Below are 17,196 nucleotides of genomic sequence, written 5' to 3' on the forward strand. Positions count from 1 at the left end.
CACCGATGCACTAATAGATATCGGACGGGGTTTACAATCGTCAAGTGCACACTTACACTACTCACAGGGATAAAGCGGAATGAGCCGCGACAACCGGGGAAATTGAAATGCTCACATACGCAGCCGCCGAAGCCGTGCTCGCCGGAATGTACAAGCTGGGATCGGACGTTCAGGGGAAAGCGTTCAGGGCTAGGTTGAAGCACCTCAAGCGGCTGGGCGTGCCACTCGGCTCACACCCAGGGCGTGGCACCAAGATCTGGTACCACGACGAGCAGGTGTATCAGTGGGCCTTCTGCCTCGAGTTGGCGGAATTTGGCATCGACCCTACGACTGTCGTGACGTTCATACGAGAGTCGTGGCCCGACATTTTCGAGCACTTCAAGAAGGCATTTGGACGTCAGGGCGCGGACGAACTCTGCTTCTATTGCGAGCCCCGGTTCATGGCCGCGCCGATCACTGGCGATGGCAAAGCTTTCGACTACCAATGGAAGGAGGTACGGCAAATTCGGCTGCATGGAACGAGGCGAGCGCTGATTATCAACATCTCCGCCATGGTGCGCGAAATAGTGCTTCTGCGCGTGCGGGCAGATAGCACCAAGGGAGGCAGCGATGCGCGGTAACATCACTCGTCGCGGCAAGTCATCTTGGCGCATTAAGTTCGACCTCGGCACCGATCCCGTTACCGGGAAGCGCCTAACCCAAGTTGCCACGGTGCGCGGCACCAAGAAAGAGGCTGAAGCCGAATTGAACCGGCGCCTACATCAGGTCGACGAAGGAACCTTCGTTGAAAGGTCGGTCGCCACGGTCGCGGAATATTGCCGGCATTGGATATCGACGATCGCCCCGGCCAAGGCGTCGGCGAAGACACTCGAACGCTACGGCGAGATTGTCGAGCAGCACATCATCCCGCGCCTCGGCGCGACTGCTCTGCAGAAGCTGGACGGCACCAAGATCGACGAGTTTTACCAGCACCTAAGGACCGCCGGCCGGCGCGATGGCAAGGGCGGGCTTTCGCCTCAGACCGTCCAGCATATCCACAGGCTGCTGTCGCAAATCATGTCGTCGGCGGTGAAGGCACGGAAGCTGCGCATTTCGCCCATGGCAGGCGTCCAGACCACTCCGAAGGTTCGCGCGGAGGAAATACAGGTTCTTGACGACAACGAATTGGCGAGCCTCCTGCGGCACCTGAAAGGCCGATCGATCTATATGCCTGTCATGGTGGCGGCTTCCACCGGTATGCGGCGCGGCGAGGTGCTGGCGTTGCGCTGGAAAGACATCGACCTTGACCGCGGCAGCCTGCAGGTCTCCCAGGTCGTCGAGGAAACGAAAGCCGGCCTCGCGATCAAGGAACCGAAGACCGATCGCAGCCGGCGGACCATCGCCCTGCCCGCGCGTCTGGTCGTCGAGCTGCGTCGGCATCGCAAGGAACTTGCAGAGCATCGCCTGAAGTTAGGCCAAGGCAAAGATGACAAGGATCTGGCGTTTCCAACTTGGGACGGTCGCATTCGGACCCCTCGCCCGTTCTCGAAAGAGTTTGCCCGCGAAGCCGCCGTCGCTGGCGTTCCTCACGTCACTTTCCACGGTTTGCGGCACACTCACATCACTCACCTGCTGCGCAGCGGCGTTCCGGTGCATGTCGTCTCGGCGCGCGCCGGTCACGCCAATCCATCGGTGACGCTGAACATTTATGCGCACATGCTGCCAGGGCAGCAGGAAGGCGCCGCCGCCGTGGTTGACATCGCATTGCGCAGCGCCCTAGAGGAATGAAGCGCGAACGGTCGGCAAAGACTCCGGTACCATTTCGGTACCAATTGCCAGAAACGGCCGATGCGCGATGATCCTAAGTGATTGAAAAATCACGACGGAGGAATGGCCGAGCGGTTTAAGGCACCGGTCTTGAAAACCGGCGTGGGTGCAAGCTCACCGTGGGTTCGAATCCCACTTCCTCCGCCACACCTATAATAAAATCAATTATTTAGGTGCATATTTAGGGTATATCATAACCCCTGCCCTAACCATAAAAAAGCCCGCTGGAAGCGGGCTCTTCGTTGCTTGGCTGTCCGCAATCAGGCTGCGAGTTCGGCAGCCATTGCTGGCGTCAATAGACACACCGCCCAAGCCTCGTCATCAATCGGCTTCAGACTCTCGCTTCTCCGCCTTCGGCGTAATCTCCTCACCCCTCACCTCGTCAGGCGAGCTTTTGTTTTACCGGAAGCGACTTGGTTGGCGGCAGCCAAGCTTTTCTCTCTTGCCCTCTCTCGTTCCAACAAGCGGATGTACTCCGTATCAAAGGCCTCACTGTTCTTCCGCTGCTTTCTCCGGAGATAGATATACGGCAGCGCAAATGCCAAAATCATACTTATGCCGATCGCACCCGCCATGTGACTGCCGCCGCCAAGCCAACAAAAAGCAGCAACCACGCTGCCGGCTATCGCCGCCTCCGCCGCACTTGCCCAGAAAGGATCAAGTCTGGGCGGCGGCGCAACCGAGTCTGCCCGTCGCCTGGCCTCGAAGCTAATGCGTGCAGCATCCAATCTGACAATTCCCGATATCGACACTGAAATGGCCGGTGCGATCGGATGCTTGGGTGAAGCTCGCCGCACCGGCCACTCGGGAAAGGTGTGATGTCCCCCCGCACTGCCTAAACTATAGACACATTAGCAATAGCTCAACTAAGACTGAAGTCCCTAGTTTTTGCTATCGCTCTCGCGGCCATTTGAATTTCGGCGCGGGCCGTAGCTGCTTACCTGCCTGCTATGAACAAGGTGAAACTGACGGTATGGATAGCGCTAGCGGCGCTGCTCCGCCGACCGTTCACAGCCAAGATTGCGACTATCTGGTTTGTAGGAGCTTTTACAAGAGGTTAGAGGCGACAAATACGCCAAAACCGGCGGGCACTTCCTCCGCCATGAAAATTGAAGGAAAAGCAATAAGATCAATAGCTACCAACAAGAACATGAGCCGGCGTGGTCGGCCAGCTGCCCTAGTCGAGGACGCCCGCCACCAGTCAGTTCTGTCAGCGCCGGTTCACGCGTTGGACGGCAAGGCTTTTGCGCAGGCTCGCTCCGAGCCGACTGGTGCTCGGCAATATTTTGCCTAAAATAATACTCGGACAATATTGAATGGGACAGGCCATGGCCAATCAGAGTGCTGTCGAGCAGGCAATCCTTGAACTGGTCAATCGCGCGCGGCTCGACCCAGCCGCGGAAGCCGCACGATACGGCATTGCCCTCAATGAGGGGGTCCCGTCCGACGAGACCATCTCCACGGCGATGAAGCAGCCGCTGGCGATGAACGATACGCTGCTCAGTGTGGCGCGGGCTCATAGCCAGGACATGATCGACAACGACTACTTCGCGCATGACGATCTGGGCGGCCACGATCCATTCGAACGGATGACGGCCGCTGGCTACAGCTTCGATCGGGCAGGCGAAAACATCGCGTTTCGATCGACTTCCGGCGTTCTCACACCGGCGATGACGCTGCAGCTCCATGAAGATCTGTTTGTCGACGCAGGCATCGATGGCCGTGGCCACCGCGTCAATTTGATGAATCCGGACTTTCAGGAGGTTGGTGTCGGCCAGGCCCAAGGCCTCTATGAGGGCTTGAACGCGACGATGCTGACCGAAGATTTTGGCCGGCCAGGCGCCAACCGCCAGTTTCTTACCGGAGTCGCCTTCAACGACACCGTGACTGCCGACCAGTTCTATTCGATCGGCGAAGGGCGCGCCGGCATAACGGTTTCCGTTAGCGGCGGACCGAGCACGGTCGGCGGCAGCGCCGGCGGCTATTCCGAAGAGGTGACGGCCGGCCTCAAAACCATCACGTTTTCTGGTGGCGATCAGGTGACGCCGGTGGTTCTCACTGCGACGATCGCTGCTGGCTTCAATGCCAAGATCGACCTGATGGGCCAATCGACAATCCGCACGTCAGTATCGGTGACAGCTGTGAACGGCATTTCGACCATTTTTGGACTTGGCACGAACGCCTTGACGCTGACCGGCACCGACGGCACCCAGGCCATACATGGTTCCTCGGGAGGCGACCTCCTGGACGGCAAGGCCGGCGCCGACACGATGAGCGGCGGCATCGGCAATGATACCTACTATGTCGACAATGCCGGCGACCATGTCATCGAGGCCAATGGCCAGGGCATCGACAATGTGCAGGCCTATGTCAGCTTCAACTTGGGCGGTCAGGAGATCGAGAACCTGCAACTGCGCACCTCGGCGTCCATCAACGGCACAGGCAATGCTCTTGCCAACATCATCAATGGCAATTCCGGCAACAACATCATCGACGGCCTTGGCGGTGCGGACACCATGAGCGGCGCTCAGGGCAACGACACCTATTATGTCGACAATGCCGGCGACCATGTCATTGAGACCATCGGCCAGGGCACCGACAATGTGCAGGCCTATGTCTCCTTCAACCTTTCCGGTCAGGAACTGGAGAACCTGCAGCTGCGCAGTGCAGCGAACATCAACGGCACCGGCAATTCCATTGCCAACATCATCAATGGCAATTCGGGCAACAACATCATCGACGGCCTTGGCAGCGCCGACACGATGAGCGGTGCTCAAGGAAATGACACCTATTATGTCGACAATGCCGGCGACCATATCGTTGAGACCATCGGCCAGGGCACCGACAATGTGCAGGCCTATGTCTCCTTCAACCTGTCCGGTCAGGAGCTGGAGAACCTACAGCTGCGCAGTGCAGCGTCCATCAACGGCACCGGCAATGCTCTTGCCAACATCATCAATGGCAATTCGGGCAACAACATCATCGACGGCCTTGGCGGCGCCGACACGATGAGCGGCGCTCAAGGCAACGACACCTACTATGTCGACAATGCCGGCGATCATGTCGTTGAGACCATCGGCCAGGGCACTGACAACGTGCAGGCCTATGTCAACTTCAACCTCTCCGGCCAGGAGCTGGAGAACCTGCAGCTGCGCAGCGCCGCGTCCATCAACGGCACCGGCAACTCGATTGCCAACGTCATCGGCGGCAATTCCGGCAACAACGTCATCAATGGCCTCGGTGGCAACGACACACTATCCGGCGCGCAGGGTCAGGACAGCTTCGTCTTCACCACCGCTCTCGACGCCTCGACCAATGTCGACCACATCACCGACTTCTCGGTGGCCGACGACACAATCCAGGTCGACAATTTGATCTTTGCAGCTCTTGGCGGCAATGGCACGCTGACGGCCGATCAGTTTGTCGCCAACGCGTCGGGCACCGCTGCCAATACCAGCCAGCACATCATCTATGAGACCGACACGGGCTGGCTCTACTATGACAGCAACGGCAGCACCGCTGGAGGCTCCACCCATTTTGCCACGCTGGCCGCCAACCTCGCGCTGACCAACGCCGATTTCGTCGTGGTGTGAGGGAAGCCTAATCCAACAATGAGAAGCAGGAAGCCGCCGGTTTCCTCAACGGTTCAGAATTTGTGATGCGCAAGAATTGCGACTGGATCGTTCAGATTCTCGCAGGGGCAACGGACTACCCAGCTCGTTCGCAACAACAAACCAATACCGTCAAAGCGCGCCGGTACATGGGCGAATTAAGCAGAATTTCAGCCTGTCAGTAAGAACCGCGTTGAACGCATGCACGACATACAGTACCAATTTAGCGGGCTTTGGGCATAGGATTTCGAAAACAGATGCTCAGCAGTTGACCGGCAGCGTTCTGCTGCGCGGAAAACGATTGTATATTTCGGAATGCGACTATGGCCGATCATGATGGCGGCAGGCATGGATGGTCGCTACTGTCACCAAGCCGAGAAATTTTGGGCGGTCGCCTGGTCAAGGCCAGGCCGGTCCACGGAAAGGCGCTATCGTCGTGGCATTTGTCGGACCTCAGCAAGCACAACCCTGTCCCGCGGATCCGCAGCGCCGGCAGCGGAAAATCAGGAAGCTCTTCGGAGGGCACTCGAAGTGGCAAGGTGAACGGCAGCGAATAAGGCAGTCGGACAGGCGCAGGTTCTGAACCTCGCGGCCATTGTGGATATTGAGCGGTACGGCCGCTGGAAGGGCAAACGGGGAAGGCAATGCCAAACGTCACCGAAACAACGGATGCGGCAGCATCCACCGCCACGAGCTACACCCTGGCAGTCGGCCAGACAGCGACCGGCCATCTGTCTTCGGGCAGCGACCATGATTGGTACCGGGTCCACCTGGTGGCGGGCCAGACCTATACATTTGCGGAAGTCGGTGAAGGCGCGCGTGTCAGTTCAACCGTCGGCGACAATGTCGAGGATACGTTCTTGGCTCTCATGAACGCATCTGGAACATTGGTTGCGTCCAACGATGACGTCATCTCGGGCGAGTACCGCTATTCGACGATTACCTACACGGCCTTGACCACCGGCGATTACTTCATCAATGCCGGCTCATTTAACGATGATTACGCGGGGCAATACGGCGTTTCCGTAGTGAGCGGAACCCGGGCCAGCTATGACGAATTGATGGGGGCCGGCGCAATCCTGAGGCCGGCAAGCAGTTGGAGCAGCGCGCCCGGGCAAGCGGCGACCGTGACATGGGCCGTGCGTACGTCGGACGTCAATTGCACGGACTCGCAATTAGTTGCTGCCCCCTTCAGCCAGTTGACCGCCGCGGAAGTCGCTGCCGTCAAGTCGGTGCTTGCCTTCTATTCGTCGGTCTGCGGCCTGACTTTCACGCAAGTCAATCCCGGCGGCACCAGCAACAACGCGACGATGCTGTTTGGAAACTACACATCGGAAACAGATCCTGCTGGAGCCTACGGAATCTATCCGGGAACGACGGCGCCGGGCGACATTTCCGGGGATGTGTATTTGAACACCGACGCCGTCAACCCGGCAAGTCTGCCGATCGGCTCTTACGATTATGAGACGATCCTGCACGAAACAGGCCACGCGATCGGCCTGTCACATCCCGGCGAATACAATGCCGGGTCTGGATCAGGGCCTACCTACGACAACGATGCCCAGTTCATCCAGGACAGCAACCAATACAGCGTGATGAGCTATTTTGACGAAACCAACACCGGGGCTTCGGCCTATGGGACATCGGACTTAAATGACTACCCTGACACGCTGATGTTGTATGACATTCTGGCGGTTCAGCAGCTCTACGGCGCCAATATGACGACGCGCACGGGCAACTCCGTCTACGGTTTTGGTTCCAATGCAGGAGACGTGTACAACTTCGCCATAAACACCTCGCCTGCGATCTGCATTTGGGATGCGGGTGGTGTCGATACACTGGATGCGTCCGGCTTCAGCCAAGCCCAGCTCATCAGTTTGGCGGCAGGCAGTTTCTCCAACATCGGCGGTCTCCACGGCAATGTTTCAATTGCCTTCGGGGCGACAATCGAGAATGCCAACGGCGGTTTCGGCGCCGACACGCTGATAGGCAATTCCGCCAACAACGTCCTGGATGGCCGTGCCAGCGCCGACACGATGCGGGGCGGCCTCGGTGACGACACCTACTATGTCGACAATGCCGGCGACCGTGTCGTTGAGACCATCGGCCAGGGCACCGACAATGTGCAGGCCTATGTCAGCTTCAACCTGTCCGGCCAGGAGCTCGAGAAGCTGCAGCTGCGCGGTGCAGCGAACATCAACGGCACCGGCAACTCCATCGCCAACATCATCAACGGCAATTCCGGCAACAACATCATCGACGGCCTCGGCGGCGGCGACACGATGAGCGGTGCTCAGGGCAACGACACCTATTATGTCGACAATGCTGGCGATCACGTGGTTGAGACCATCGGCCAGGGCACCGACAATGTGCAGGCCTATGCCAGCTTCAACCTTTCCGGTCAGGATCTGGAGAACCTGCAACTGCGCAGCGCCGCATCCATCAATGGCACCGGCAATGTTCTTGCCAACATCATCAACGGCAACAGTGGCAACAACATCATCGACGGAATGGGCGGCGCCGACACGATGAGCGGCGCTCAAGGCAACGACACCTACTATGTCGACAATGCCGGCGACCATATCATCGAGACCATCGGCCAGGGCATCGACAACGTGCAGGCCTATGTCAGCTTCAACCTGTCCGGCCAGGAGCTGGAGAACCTGCAATTGCGCAGCGCCGCTTCCATCAACGGCACCGGCAATTCGATTGCCAACATCATCAACGGCAACAGTGGCAACAACATCATCGACGGCCTTGGCGGCGCCGACACGATGAGCGGAGCACAGGGCAACGACACCTATTATGTCGACAATGCCGGCGATCACGTGGTCGATGTGATTGGTCAAGGCACCGACAATGTGCAGGCCTATGTCAGCTTCAACCTTTCCGGCCAGGAACTGGAGAACCTGCAGCTGCGCAGCGCCGCGTCCATCAATGGCACCGGCAATTCGATTGCCAACGTCATCGGCGGCAATTCCGGCAACAACATCATCAATGGCCTCGGTGGCAACGACACGCTGTCAGGCGCGCAGGGTCAGGACAGCTTCGTCTTCACCACGGCTCTCGACGCCTCGACCAATGTCGACCACATCACCGACTTCTCGGTGGTCGAAGACACCATCCAGGTCGACAATGCGACCTTTGCAGCGCTCGGCGGCAACGGCACGCTGACGGCCGACCAGTTCGTCAAGAACACCACAGGTCTTGCCGGCGACGGCAACGATCACATCATCTACGAGACCGACACCGGCTGGCTCTATTATGACAGCAACGGCAGTGCAGTAGGCGGCTCGACCGTTTTTGCTACGCTGGCTGCCAACCTGACGGTGACCAACGCCGATTTCGTCGTGGTGTAATGAGGTCTGCCGTTCGTCCGAAGCGGACGTGGCCGCCGCCGCCAAAGTCCATCGCAACGATTCCGTCCCTACCCTCGCCGGCCAACTGCAAGTAAAAACGGTCAGTTGTACTGCTTCAGGAAACCTCGTAAGTTATACGGTGGGGTATTAATCTTGGCTGGGAGAACGTCATGGCTGTGGTCAGCGGTGGTACGGTTTTTGGGCTGAATTTCGATACGCTGCAGGTGGGAGCACTGCTCGACTACGACTTCGAGGACCCGCAGCCTCAATATGCAAGGTTTTTTGACGACGCCTCGAATTACACACTCTTTCAGGGCTCTGGATTCACTTATAGCGCCGGCGTCCCTACCGGTGGAACGATCACATCCGTCCTGTATGTCGTGGCTGGCGGCACGGTGTTGCAGATCACGGGCCTGAACGTAGCAGCCACCGACGTTGTGAGCTTCGTCCTGAACAATGACACGATGGGCCTGCTCAATCTTGCGCTGAGTGGCAATGACACGCTGAACGGAACGCCTCTGCACGACGTGCTCTATGGATTCGGCGGCGCCGACACCCTGAATGGCGGCGCAGGCGCCGACACCATGCAGGGTGGCATCGGCAATGACACCTACTGGGTCGACAATGTCGGCGACCACGTCATTGAGGTGAATGGCCAGGGCACGGATAACGTGCAGAGCTATGTCAGCTTCAACATGAGCGGCCAGGAGATCGAAAACCTGGCGCTGCGCGGCGCGGCCTCGATCAACGGCACCGGCAATTCCATTGCCAATGTCATCAACGGCAATTCCGGCAACAACATCATCGACGGCCTTGGCGGCGCCGACACGATGAGCGGCGCTCAAGGCAATGACACCTACTATGTCGACAATGCCGGCGACCATGTCATCGAGACCATCGGCCAGGGCACCGACAACGTGCAGGCCTATGTCAGCTTCAACCTCTCCGGCCAAGAGCTGGAGAACCTGCAATTGCGCAGCGCCGCATCCATCAACGGCACCGGCAATTCGATTGCCAATGTCATCGGCGGCAATTCCGGCAACAACATCATCAACGGCCTTGGCGGCGCCGACACCATGAGCGGTGCACAGGGCAACGACACCTATTATGTCGACAATGCCAGCGATCATGTGGTTGAGACCATCGGCCAGGGCACCGACAACGTGCAGGCCTATGTCTCCTTCAACCTCACCGGCCAGGAGCTGGAGAACCTGCAGCTGCGTACCCCCGCCTCCATCAACGGCACCGGCAATTCGATTGCCAATGTCATCGGCGGCAATTCCGGCAACAACGTCATCAACGGGCTCGGCGGCAACGACACGCTGTCCGGCGCACAGGGTCAGGACACCTTCGTCTTCACCACGGCGCTCAATGCCTCGACCAATGTCGACCACATCACCGACTTCTCGGTGGTCGACGACACCCTCCAGGTCGACAATTTGATCTTTGCAGCGCTCGGCGGCAACGGCACGCTGACGGCCGACCAGTTCATCAAGAACACCACAGGTCTTGCCGGCGACGGCAACGATCACATCATTTACGAGACCGACACCGGCTGGCTCTATTATGACAGCAACGGCAGTGCGGCGGGCGGCTCGACCCATTTCGCCACGCTGGCCGCAAACCTGGCGATGACGAATGCCGATTTCGTCGTAGTCTGAACGTTAAGCGGGGGCACGTGGCAATTCAGATACAGAACCGTGGCGGCTCCCGTGCCGCCCCAACGGGCCTGTCCGCGCCCAGCCGGGCGCTGAGGTCGTGCGCCGCGGCGCTGGTTTGCGTTGCCCTGTTCTCAGGAATGATCAATCTGCTTGGCCTGACCGGCTCGCTCTACATGCTTCAGGTCTATGACCGCGTCTTGCCTTCGCATAGCATTCCAACGTTGACGGTGCTCTCGATCGCCATGGCGGGTCTTTATATCGCCTATGGCTTGCTTGATCTCCTGCGGCTCAGGCTCCTTGCACGGATCGGCAGGCGTTTCGATACAAGCCTGCAACCCGCTGTCTTTGCTCTCTCTGTGTCGCTCCCTCTCAGGTCCGGCCAGGAAGGCACACGGCTTCAGCCGATCGGCGATCTCGACCAGATACGCAGCTTCATCTCGGGATCGGGGCCGACAGCATTCTTCGATCTACCCTGGCTGCCCTTCTATCTGGTCGGCATCTTCTTCCTCCACCCGCTGCTTGGGGCGCTTGCGACAGCCGGCGCGATCGTGAGCGTGCTGCTGACGCTGGTTGCCGAAGGGCTAAGCCGGGGACCCGTCAAACGAGCGATGGAATCGTCCATTTCCCGCAAGCAGCTTTCCGATGCCGGGCGCCGTAATGCGGAGGTGGTCCGCGCGCTTGGCATGGGGCCTCGTATCGGCCGTCTCTGGCAGGACCGGAGCGAAGCGTATCTTGCCAATCAGTTGCGCATTACCGACGTCGTCGGCGCCACCGGCACCGTGTCGCGTACGTGGCGGATGATCCTGCAATCGCTGATGCTCGGACTTGGCGCCTACCTGGTGATCGAAGGCGAGGCATCGCCGGGCGTCATGATCGCGACGTCGATCATGCTTGCCAGGGCACTGTCACCCGTCGATCTCGTCATTGCCAATTGGCGGCCATGGGTGTCTGCCAGACAGAGCTATGGCCGGCTCAAACAGATGCTGCGCAATGCCGATGCACAAGAAGCGCCTCTGACGCTTCCGCGGCCGCGGGAGACGCTGTCGGTCGAGGCTATTTCGGTCGGTGCTCCGGGCCAGCAAAAACCAATCATCCAGAATGTGGCGTTCTCCTTGCAGGCGGGAGCCGGGCTGGGCGTCATCGGAGCAAGCGCGTCAGGCAAGTCCACGCTGGCGCGCGCGCTCGTCGGCGCATGGACCCCGCTTCGCGGCACTGTGCGTCTCGATGCGGCCGCACTTGATCAATTCGATGAAGAAGCACTTGGACGCGACATCGGATACCTGCCGCAGGACATCGAGTTGTTCGAGGGTACAGTTGCCGAGAACATCAACCGTTTCAACGCCAATGCGAGCGCGGATGCCGTCGTTGCCGCGGCCGAAGCTGCCGGGGTCAAACAGATGATCCTGCGGCTGAGCGACGGTTTCCAGACGCGTATCGGCGAAGGCGGCTCCGCGCTATCCGGAGGCCAGCGTCAGATGGTCGGTCTGGCGAGGGCATTGTATGGCGATCCGTTTCTCGTCGTTCTCGACGAACCGAATTCCAATCTGGACGGCGAAGGCGACATCGCCTTGGGCACCGCCATAAGGGGCGTGCGCGATCGAGGTGGCATCATCGTCGTCATCGCACATCGGCCTGCAGCTTTGGCAAATATCGATAACGTGCTGGTCATGGCCGGCGGAACGGTACAGGCGATGGGACCACGGGACGAAGTGCTGGCGAAGATGACGCGCCCAGCCAATGTGCGGCCTGAACAGAACCCTGGCGGCGAGCGTGCACCAACGGTCGTGACTTTGCATGACAGGCGGCCATGATGAGCCAGGCGGCATCGCACGCAGCAACCCTGCCCGCATTGCAACGATCGATGCGCGATGACGGAGTTCGATCGACCATTGGAACCGGCCTTGTCGTTGTCGCGGCACTTGTCGGCGGCATCGGCATCTGGGCCGGGACCACATCCCTTGCCGGTGCGGTCATCGCCAACGGAACGGTGGTGGTGGAATCGAATGTGAAGAAGGTGCAGGAGCAGACTGGCGGAACCGTCAGCGAAATCCTTGTGCGAAATGGCGACAAGGTTGCGGCCGGCCAGGTCCTGGTTCGCTTCGACGATACGGTGGCACGCGCAAATCTCGGCATCGTCGGCCAACAGCTGGACCGCGCGCGGCTGCAGATGACCCGCCTGGAGGCAGAGACCATTGGCCGCGACGAGATGATCATCCCGGACGATCTGTCCGCCCGGGCCAGCGATCCCGCAATGGCGATCCTGATCGCGGGTGAAAACGCATTGCATCAAAGCAACATGACGCTTCTGGAAAGCCAGAAGGCGCAGCTTGGAACCCGCAACGATCAATATCGCGAACAGATCGAAGGCCTCAAAGCCCAGCGCGCCGCAGCCCTGGAAGCTCTTGACCTGGCGACCAACGATCTCACCATCATCCAGGATCTCTACGCCAAGAGGTTCGCATCGTTGGATCGCCTGACCGCTTTGAAGACGCAGACGATCCAGCAAAAGGGCGAGGCCGGAAGGCTCCTGGCCGCGATCGCCGAAGTAGAAGGCCGCATCAGCGAGAACGCGCTGGCCAGGATCCAGCTCGACAACGACTTTCGCAAAAGCGCCAATGCCGACCTGCGCGAGGCCGAAGGCAAGGAGGCCGAACTGGTGGAGCGCAAGCAGGTGGCCATAGACCAGCTGGGTCATATGACGATAAAGGCCCCGCAATCGGGCGTCGTGCAGGAACTTGCGATCCACACGGTTGGCGGCGTTGTCGCGTCTGGCGAGACCATGATGCTGATCGTGCCGCAGACGGACGATCTGGTGATCGATGCCCAGGTTCCGCCCTTGCGCATCGACGATGTCAGCCTTGGCCAGGCGGTCGTCATCCGCTTCTCGGCCTTCGACCGCAACACCACGCCGGAGTGTCATGGAACGGTAAATCGGATCTCCCCCGATCTGGTCAAGGACGCAGCCAACAAGACTGCCTATTACGAGGCCCGCATCAACATTACAGACGAGGCGACCTGCCTGAAAACGGCAACCCGGCTCATCCCGGGCATGCCCGCCGAATTGCATATCCAGACCGGTGACCGCACTGTCTGGTCTTATCTAATGAAACCCATCACCGATCAGCTCTCCCGGGCCTTCAGGGAATAATTGCCCCAAGATCGTAGGCGCAGATTGCCTTCAGTTCGGACCGACCCGCAGACGCGTGTGCCCGTGAGCGGATTCTATCCCTGTCCTGTCAAAAGGGACTGACGTTTGCCCTGTGGCCGTTTTTCAAAGACGACAATGCTGTCATAGACACAGATCGAGTCTGTTGCATTGGTGAAGGCGCTCGGCGGCAAGGCGCCGCGCGTGTGATGCGCGTTGATCTCGTCGAGCTTTCCCTTGGCGAATTCCATGAACGATCCCGGATTGCGCAGCCCGCCGCCATAGTCATCCCAATAGCTCGTATGCGTGTCCTCGACGAAGTAGACCCCGTTCGGCTGCACGTGATGGTAGAGATGCTCAAATGTGGCGATGACGTGATCCATCATGTGGCTGCCATCATCGATGACGATGTCGATGGGGCCATATTTCTCGACGATCTGATCGAGAAGTTGAGGGTCGTCTTGGCTTCCAATGAAGACCTCAACCCCTTCGGACTCGTGCGCCTTGCATGCAGGATCGATGTCTATTCCGACGATTCGCGCGCCCTCGCCGAAATAGGCACGCCACATCTCGAGCGATCCTCCCTTGTAGACGCCGATTTCAACGACGACCGGCCTCCGGTTTCGGAACCGTTCGAAGTGGCGTTCGTAAACGTCGAAATAGTGCAGCCACTTGTACATCTCCTTGCCGCTGTTGTTCAAAAAGTACTGATGCAGGAACCCGCCCATCATAGCCTCTTCATCAGCTTCGCAATTTGCCGCCGCCAGTTGCCTTGATTGTGATTGCCACCGCCTTTGCCGGCGAGGTTGGCTCTGAGCCGCGCAAACACCGGCTCCCATTCGTTTGCAACCAGGCAAAGCGCTTCGCCAAGATTTGCCTCGAACTCGGCAAACTCCATGTTTGCAAAGCGTTGGCCCGCGTCGACCATCCATGTACGATCGTATCTGCCCTTGCCGAAGCCGGATATGACGGTGAGCCCGGTCCAGGGCGTGGCAATGGTGAACACGTCGAGGTCCGGCCGCAGCGTCTTGAGTGCCGGAACCAATTTCCAGACATCGCCGGTGTGGAACTGCGTTGTCGGCGGAACCCTTTGCGTCGCGTCGTCCAGGGCAGCGGTGTCGTGCACGAGCAGAACCGAGCCGGCGTCGCAATAGCGTTCAAGGTTCGCGAAATCGCGCAGCACCTGGTCGAAAGTGTGCAGACCGTCGATGAACCCGACACCGACCGGGCGGCCGACAAGCAAGGCGTCCGCTCCACCGCGATCAAAGAAGGCGTCACTCGTCTCCGGAAAAATATGCGTTTGCGCGCTGAGCGCCACCGTGGCGCGTGGATTGGGATCGATGCCTATTGCAAGGGTTGGAGCTTTGATCTTGGAAAGCGATACGCCGTCAAAGACGCCTATTTCCACCACCACGGCGGGCTTCAGCTCTGCATAAAGGTGCTCCAGCCAGTCGTAGTAGAAGGGCCCCGACATCCGCATGCTGGCCAAGCCGGTATGGGCACCCACGCTATCAGCGGCAAGCGCCAGTGCGTTGCGGTATTGACTATCAGCGGTTTCGTTCTCGCCGATGGCACGGTGCGCATCACCGATCGCCGTGAAATAGGCGGCATCCCGATCCTGACTGTAGCGCGAAAGAATGCCGGCGGACAAAAGCAGGCGTGACGTTGCGAGCTCGGCGGGTGCATGGCTGCTTGCCATGCGAGCGATGTCTGCCGCCGCCTTGTAATTCCCGCGCTCGAACTGGGTCTTGGCCAATTCGACGAGCGTCGCGGCTGCCTGGTTCGTCGGCGCGGGTTCTTCCGATGGCCTCAATTGCGCCCTGAAACCCGCGGCCGTGGCTGGCCCGACGCCGTGTGGAGACGCAATCATGGCGCGGGCAAGGTGCGGCGCAAGCGCTGGAGGCAGCGATCCCACGAACGCCGAGGGGGCGTGAAAGGTAAAGTCCTCGCGACCCCTCAATGCATCCCTTTCGGCCTTCCAGAGGAGCCAGTGTTTGGGCTGCTCGACGCTTGCGTTGGTGGCGATGCCCCCGTGCAACTGGTGAAATGTAGCTTCCCCCAGAGTGAGGATGAGCTTTGCCCGCGGCATCTCCATCGCACGTTCGAGCGTATCGATGTTGACGAAGCCGCCTCCCGGATAGATGAAGCGCTCATCCATTCCACCGATCGCCTGCCAGCTCTCCCGGCTCATGAACAGAGCATTGGCTTCGGATATCGGCGTGAACCATGGATCGACAGACGACTCATCCATCGTCCCGATCTCGAACAACCGATAGCCATCTTCCGGCCATCGGATCGATTGCAGAAGCGAATCCTCGATGGCCTTTGTATAGCCATTGCCGCGCGCATTGACCTGGGTGTCGCTGCCAAGATACCAGCCAGGCGCGGCCACGACTGCCGTCGGAGCCATGTCCAGGCCGATGCGAGCGAAATGCACCAACCCGGGCGTCACGATCCGCGCACCGTCGATCATCACGCCGATCTTGTCCCCCCTCGCATCCTTGATCCCGCGATTGACGGCAGCCGCGGGCGAGGGTGATGCGTCGTCGATGCGCAACAGGCGAAAGTTCGGCCCATAGCCCGCGACCAGGCCCTCACCAACGGCCGGTGATGATCCGTTGTCGATGACGATGACCTCGTAATCGTCCGTCGTCACGCCTTGCTGATAAGGCGATGAGAGCGAAAGCAAGGTTCGCGGCAATTCTCGGGGAATGTTGTAGGCGACAACGACGACGGACAGGTAGTTCGTTTTCATCGCGCTTTCCGTGGCTCAGTTGTCGGCCATTGGCTTCTGCCACCAACCGCCTGTCCAGTCTATCTCGTGGAGCTCGGCTTTGATGCCGTTGCGCGCGCGGTAGTCCTCGACCGCTTGCCGGCATGGAGGAAGCGCAAGGTCGTCGATGATCGCGAATCCGCCGGGCGACAGCCTTGGGTAAAGCGCATCGAGGCTGTCCGTCGTCGACTCATACATGTCGCCGTCCAGTCGAATCAGGGCGAATGGACCGGCTTTCAGGCCAGGCAAGGTGTCTCCAAACAGGCCTTTGACGAAGACCACCTGGTCGTCCAGGAGGTCATAGGCGGCAAAGTTGGATTCGACCTGTGCCTGATCGATCGCCAACTGCCGGTACTCGTGCAGCGTGTCACCCCGATCAGCCGGAAAATTCTCGGGGTCCGGCGGCGGCAAACCGTCGAATGAGTCCGCAACGTACACCTTCCTGTCCTCGATCCCGTTGGCGGCAAGCACACCTCTCATGAGAATACAGCAGCCGCCGCGCCAGACGCCGGTTTCAATGAAATCCCCGGGCACGTTCTCATCGATGGCGCGCTGGACGAGATCGCGCAAATTCGTCAGACGCCTGACGCCCGCCATCGAATGAGCAACCGTCGGCCAATCGCGACCCACGAGGCGATCCTCGCGATTGAAAGGGGTCGACTCTCCCATTTTCGAGGGATGGATCACCTGCGAACCAGAGCCGTAGATTGTATTGGCGATGATCTTGATCAGGAGGTCAGTATAGAGGCGGTTCATCGTCGACCTTTCAAGGCATCACCGGTTGCGTATCGAAATACGCTGTTGCGGATATCCAGCCGAAGTGCAACAGGATTTGCAACGA

At 59.4% G+C, this 17,196-nt stretch carries 11 protein-coding genes and 1 tRNA gene; 8 read left to right on the plus strand and 4 right to left on the minus strand.

The features are described 5' to 3' along the window. Window positions 1–107: 107 nt before the first annotated feature. From ACFSOZ_RS12755 to ACFSOZ_RS12765, 3 genes are all read left to right on the plus strand, one after another. On the plus strand, window positions 108–620 hold the full coding sequence (locus ACFSOZ_RS12755) for a hypothetical protein (RefSeq protein WP_379097968.1): 513 nt from the start codon (window positions 108–110) through the stop codon (window positions 618–620). After that, a complete protein-coding gene (locus ACFSOZ_RS12760) occupies window positions 610–1,767 on the plus strand; it encodes a tyrosine-type recombinase/integrase (RefSeq protein WP_379097971.1) in 1,158 nt (385 codons plus the stop codon). The genes ACFSOZ_RS12755 and ACFSOZ_RS12760 overlap by 11 nt, the downstream gene beginning before the upstream one ends. Window positions 1,768–1,863: 96 nt before the next feature. Then, window positions 1,864–1,953: transfer RNA gene (locus tag ACFSOZ_RS12765), tRNA-Ser, on the plus strand. Window positions 1,954–2,180: 227 nt separating this feature from the next. On the opposite strand, the gene ACFSOZ_RS12770 is transcribed toward ACFSOZ_RS12765, so the two are convergent. After that, the gene (locus ACFSOZ_RS12770) at window positions 2,181–2,534 is read right to left on the minus strand and encodes a hypothetical protein (RefSeq protein ID WP_379097974.1); all 354 of its coding nucleotides are present in this window, start codon (window positions 2,532–2,534) and stop codon (window positions 2,181–2,183) included. A 600-nt stretch (window positions 2,535–3,134) separates the two neighbouring features. Here ACFSOZ_RS12770 and ACFSOZ_RS12775 point away from each other — a divergent pair. The 5 genes from ACFSOZ_RS12775 (at window position 3,135) to ACFSOZ_RS12795 (ending at window position 13,585) form a co-directional block, all read left to right on the plus strand. Beyond that, entirely contained in the window at window positions 3,135–5,399 is a 2,265-nt protein-coding gene (locus ACFSOZ_RS12775; protein WP_379097977.1) for a CAP domain-containing protein, read from the plus strand. Between the two features lie 662 nt (window positions 5,400–6,061). Further along, window positions 6,062–8,776 (plus strand): M10 family metallopeptidase C-terminal domain-containing protein, encoded by a 2,715-nt coding sequence (locus tag ACFSOZ_RS12780; protein ID WP_379097980.1) that lies wholly within the window; start codon window positions 6,062–6,064, stop codon window positions 8,774–8,776. 170 nt (window positions 8,777–8,946) lie between these two features. Then, the gene (locus ACFSOZ_RS12785; protein ID WP_379097983.1) at window positions 8,947–10,437 is read left to right on the plus strand and encodes a calcium-binding protein; all 1,491 of its coding nucleotides are present in this window, start codon (window positions 8,947–8,949) and stop codon (window positions 10,435–10,437) included. 17 nt (window positions 10,438–10,454) lie between these two features. Continuing rightward, on the plus strand, window positions 10,455–12,248 hold the full coding sequence (locus ACFSOZ_RS12790; RefSeq protein WP_379097986.1) for a type I secretion system permease/ATPase: 1,794 nt from the start codon (window positions 10,455–10,457) through the stop codon (window positions 12,246–12,248). Next, window positions 12,248–13,585 carry an HlyD family type I secretion periplasmic adaptor subunit gene (locus ACFSOZ_RS12795; protein WP_379097989.1) on the plus strand — a complete coding sequence of 446 codons (1,338 nt, stop codon included), beginning with the start codon at window positions 12,248–12,250 and terminating at the stop codon, window positions 13,583–13,585. The genes ACFSOZ_RS12790 and ACFSOZ_RS12795 overlap by 1 nt, the downstream gene beginning before the upstream one ends. 74 nt (window positions 13,586–13,659) lie before the next feature. On the opposite strand, the gene ACFSOZ_RS12800 is transcribed toward ACFSOZ_RS12795, so the two are convergent. The 3 genes from ACFSOZ_RS12800 to ACFSOZ_RS12810 are packed head-to-tail and all read right to left on the minus strand — an operon-like array spanning window position 13,660 to window position 17,111. Further along, the gene (locus ACFSOZ_RS12800; protein ID WP_379097992.1) at window positions 13,660–14,310 is read right to left on the minus strand and encodes a class I SAM-dependent methyltransferase; all 651 of its coding nucleotides are present in this window, start codon (window positions 14,308–14,310) and stop codon (window positions 13,660–13,662) included. After that, window positions 14,310–16,337, minus strand: a complete 2,028-nt coding sequence (locus ACFSOZ_RS12805; RefSeq protein ID WP_379097995.1) for a glycosyltransferase — start codon at window positions 16,335–16,337, stop codon at window positions 14,310–14,312. Before ACFSOZ_RS12805 ends, ACFSOZ_RS12800 begins: the two co-directional genes overlap by 1 nt. 15 nt (window positions 16,338–16,352) lie before the next feature. Further along, on the minus strand, window positions 16,353–17,111 hold the full coding sequence (locus tag ACFSOZ_RS12810) for a TylF/MycF/NovP-related O-methyltransferase (RefSeq protein ID WP_379097998.1): 759 nt from the start codon (window positions 17,109–17,111) through the stop codon (window positions 16,353–16,355). Between the last annotated feature and the right edge of the window lie 85 nt (window positions 17,112–17,196).

This window comes from Mesorhizobium newzealandense, assembly GCF_042682145.1.
Classification (GTDB): Bacteria; Pseudomonadota; Alphaproteobacteria; order Rhizobiales; family Rhizobiaceae; genus Mesorhizobium; species Mesorhizobium newzealandense.

Excerpts from the sequence above, each read along its gene's own strand:
- ACFSOZ_RS12805 (WP_379097995.1), bottom strand. The coding sequence starts at position 16,337 with ATGAAAACGAACTACCTGTCCGTCGTCGTTGTCGCCTACAACATTCCC.
- ACFSOZ_RS12810 (WP_379097998.1), bottom strand. The coding sequence starts at position 17,111 with ATGAACCGCCTCTATACTGACCTCCTGATCAAGATCATCGCCAATACA.
- ACFSOZ_RS12775 (WP_379097977.1), top strand. The coding sequence starts at position 3,135 with ATGGCCAATCAGAGTGCTGTCGAGCAGGCAATCCTTGAACTGGTCAAT.
- ACFSOZ_RS12800 (WP_379097992.1), bottom strand. The coding sequence starts at position 14,310 with ATGGGCGGGTTCCTGCATCAGTACTTTTTGAACAACAGCGGCAAGGAG.
- ACFSOZ_RS12780 (WP_379097980.1), top strand. The coding sequence starts at position 6,062 with ATGCCAAACGTCACCGAAACAACGGATGCGGCAGCATCCACCGCCACG.
- ACFSOZ_RS12785 (WP_379097983.1), top strand. The coding sequence starts at position 8,947 with ATGGCTGTGGTCAGCGGTGGTACGGTTTTTGGGCTGAATTTCGATACG.
- ACFSOZ_RS12795 (WP_379097989.1), top strand. The coding sequence starts at position 12,248 with ATGAGCCAGGCGGCATCGCACGCAGCAACCCTGCCCGCATTGCAACGA.
- ACFSOZ_RS12760 (WP_379097971.1), top strand. The coding sequence starts at position 610 with ATGCGCGGTAACATCACTCGTCGCGGCAAGTCATCTTGGCGCATTAAG.
- ACFSOZ_RS12755 (WP_379097968.1), top strand. The coding sequence starts at position 108 with ATGCTCACATACGCAGCCGCCGAAGCCGTGCTCGCCGGAATGTACAAG.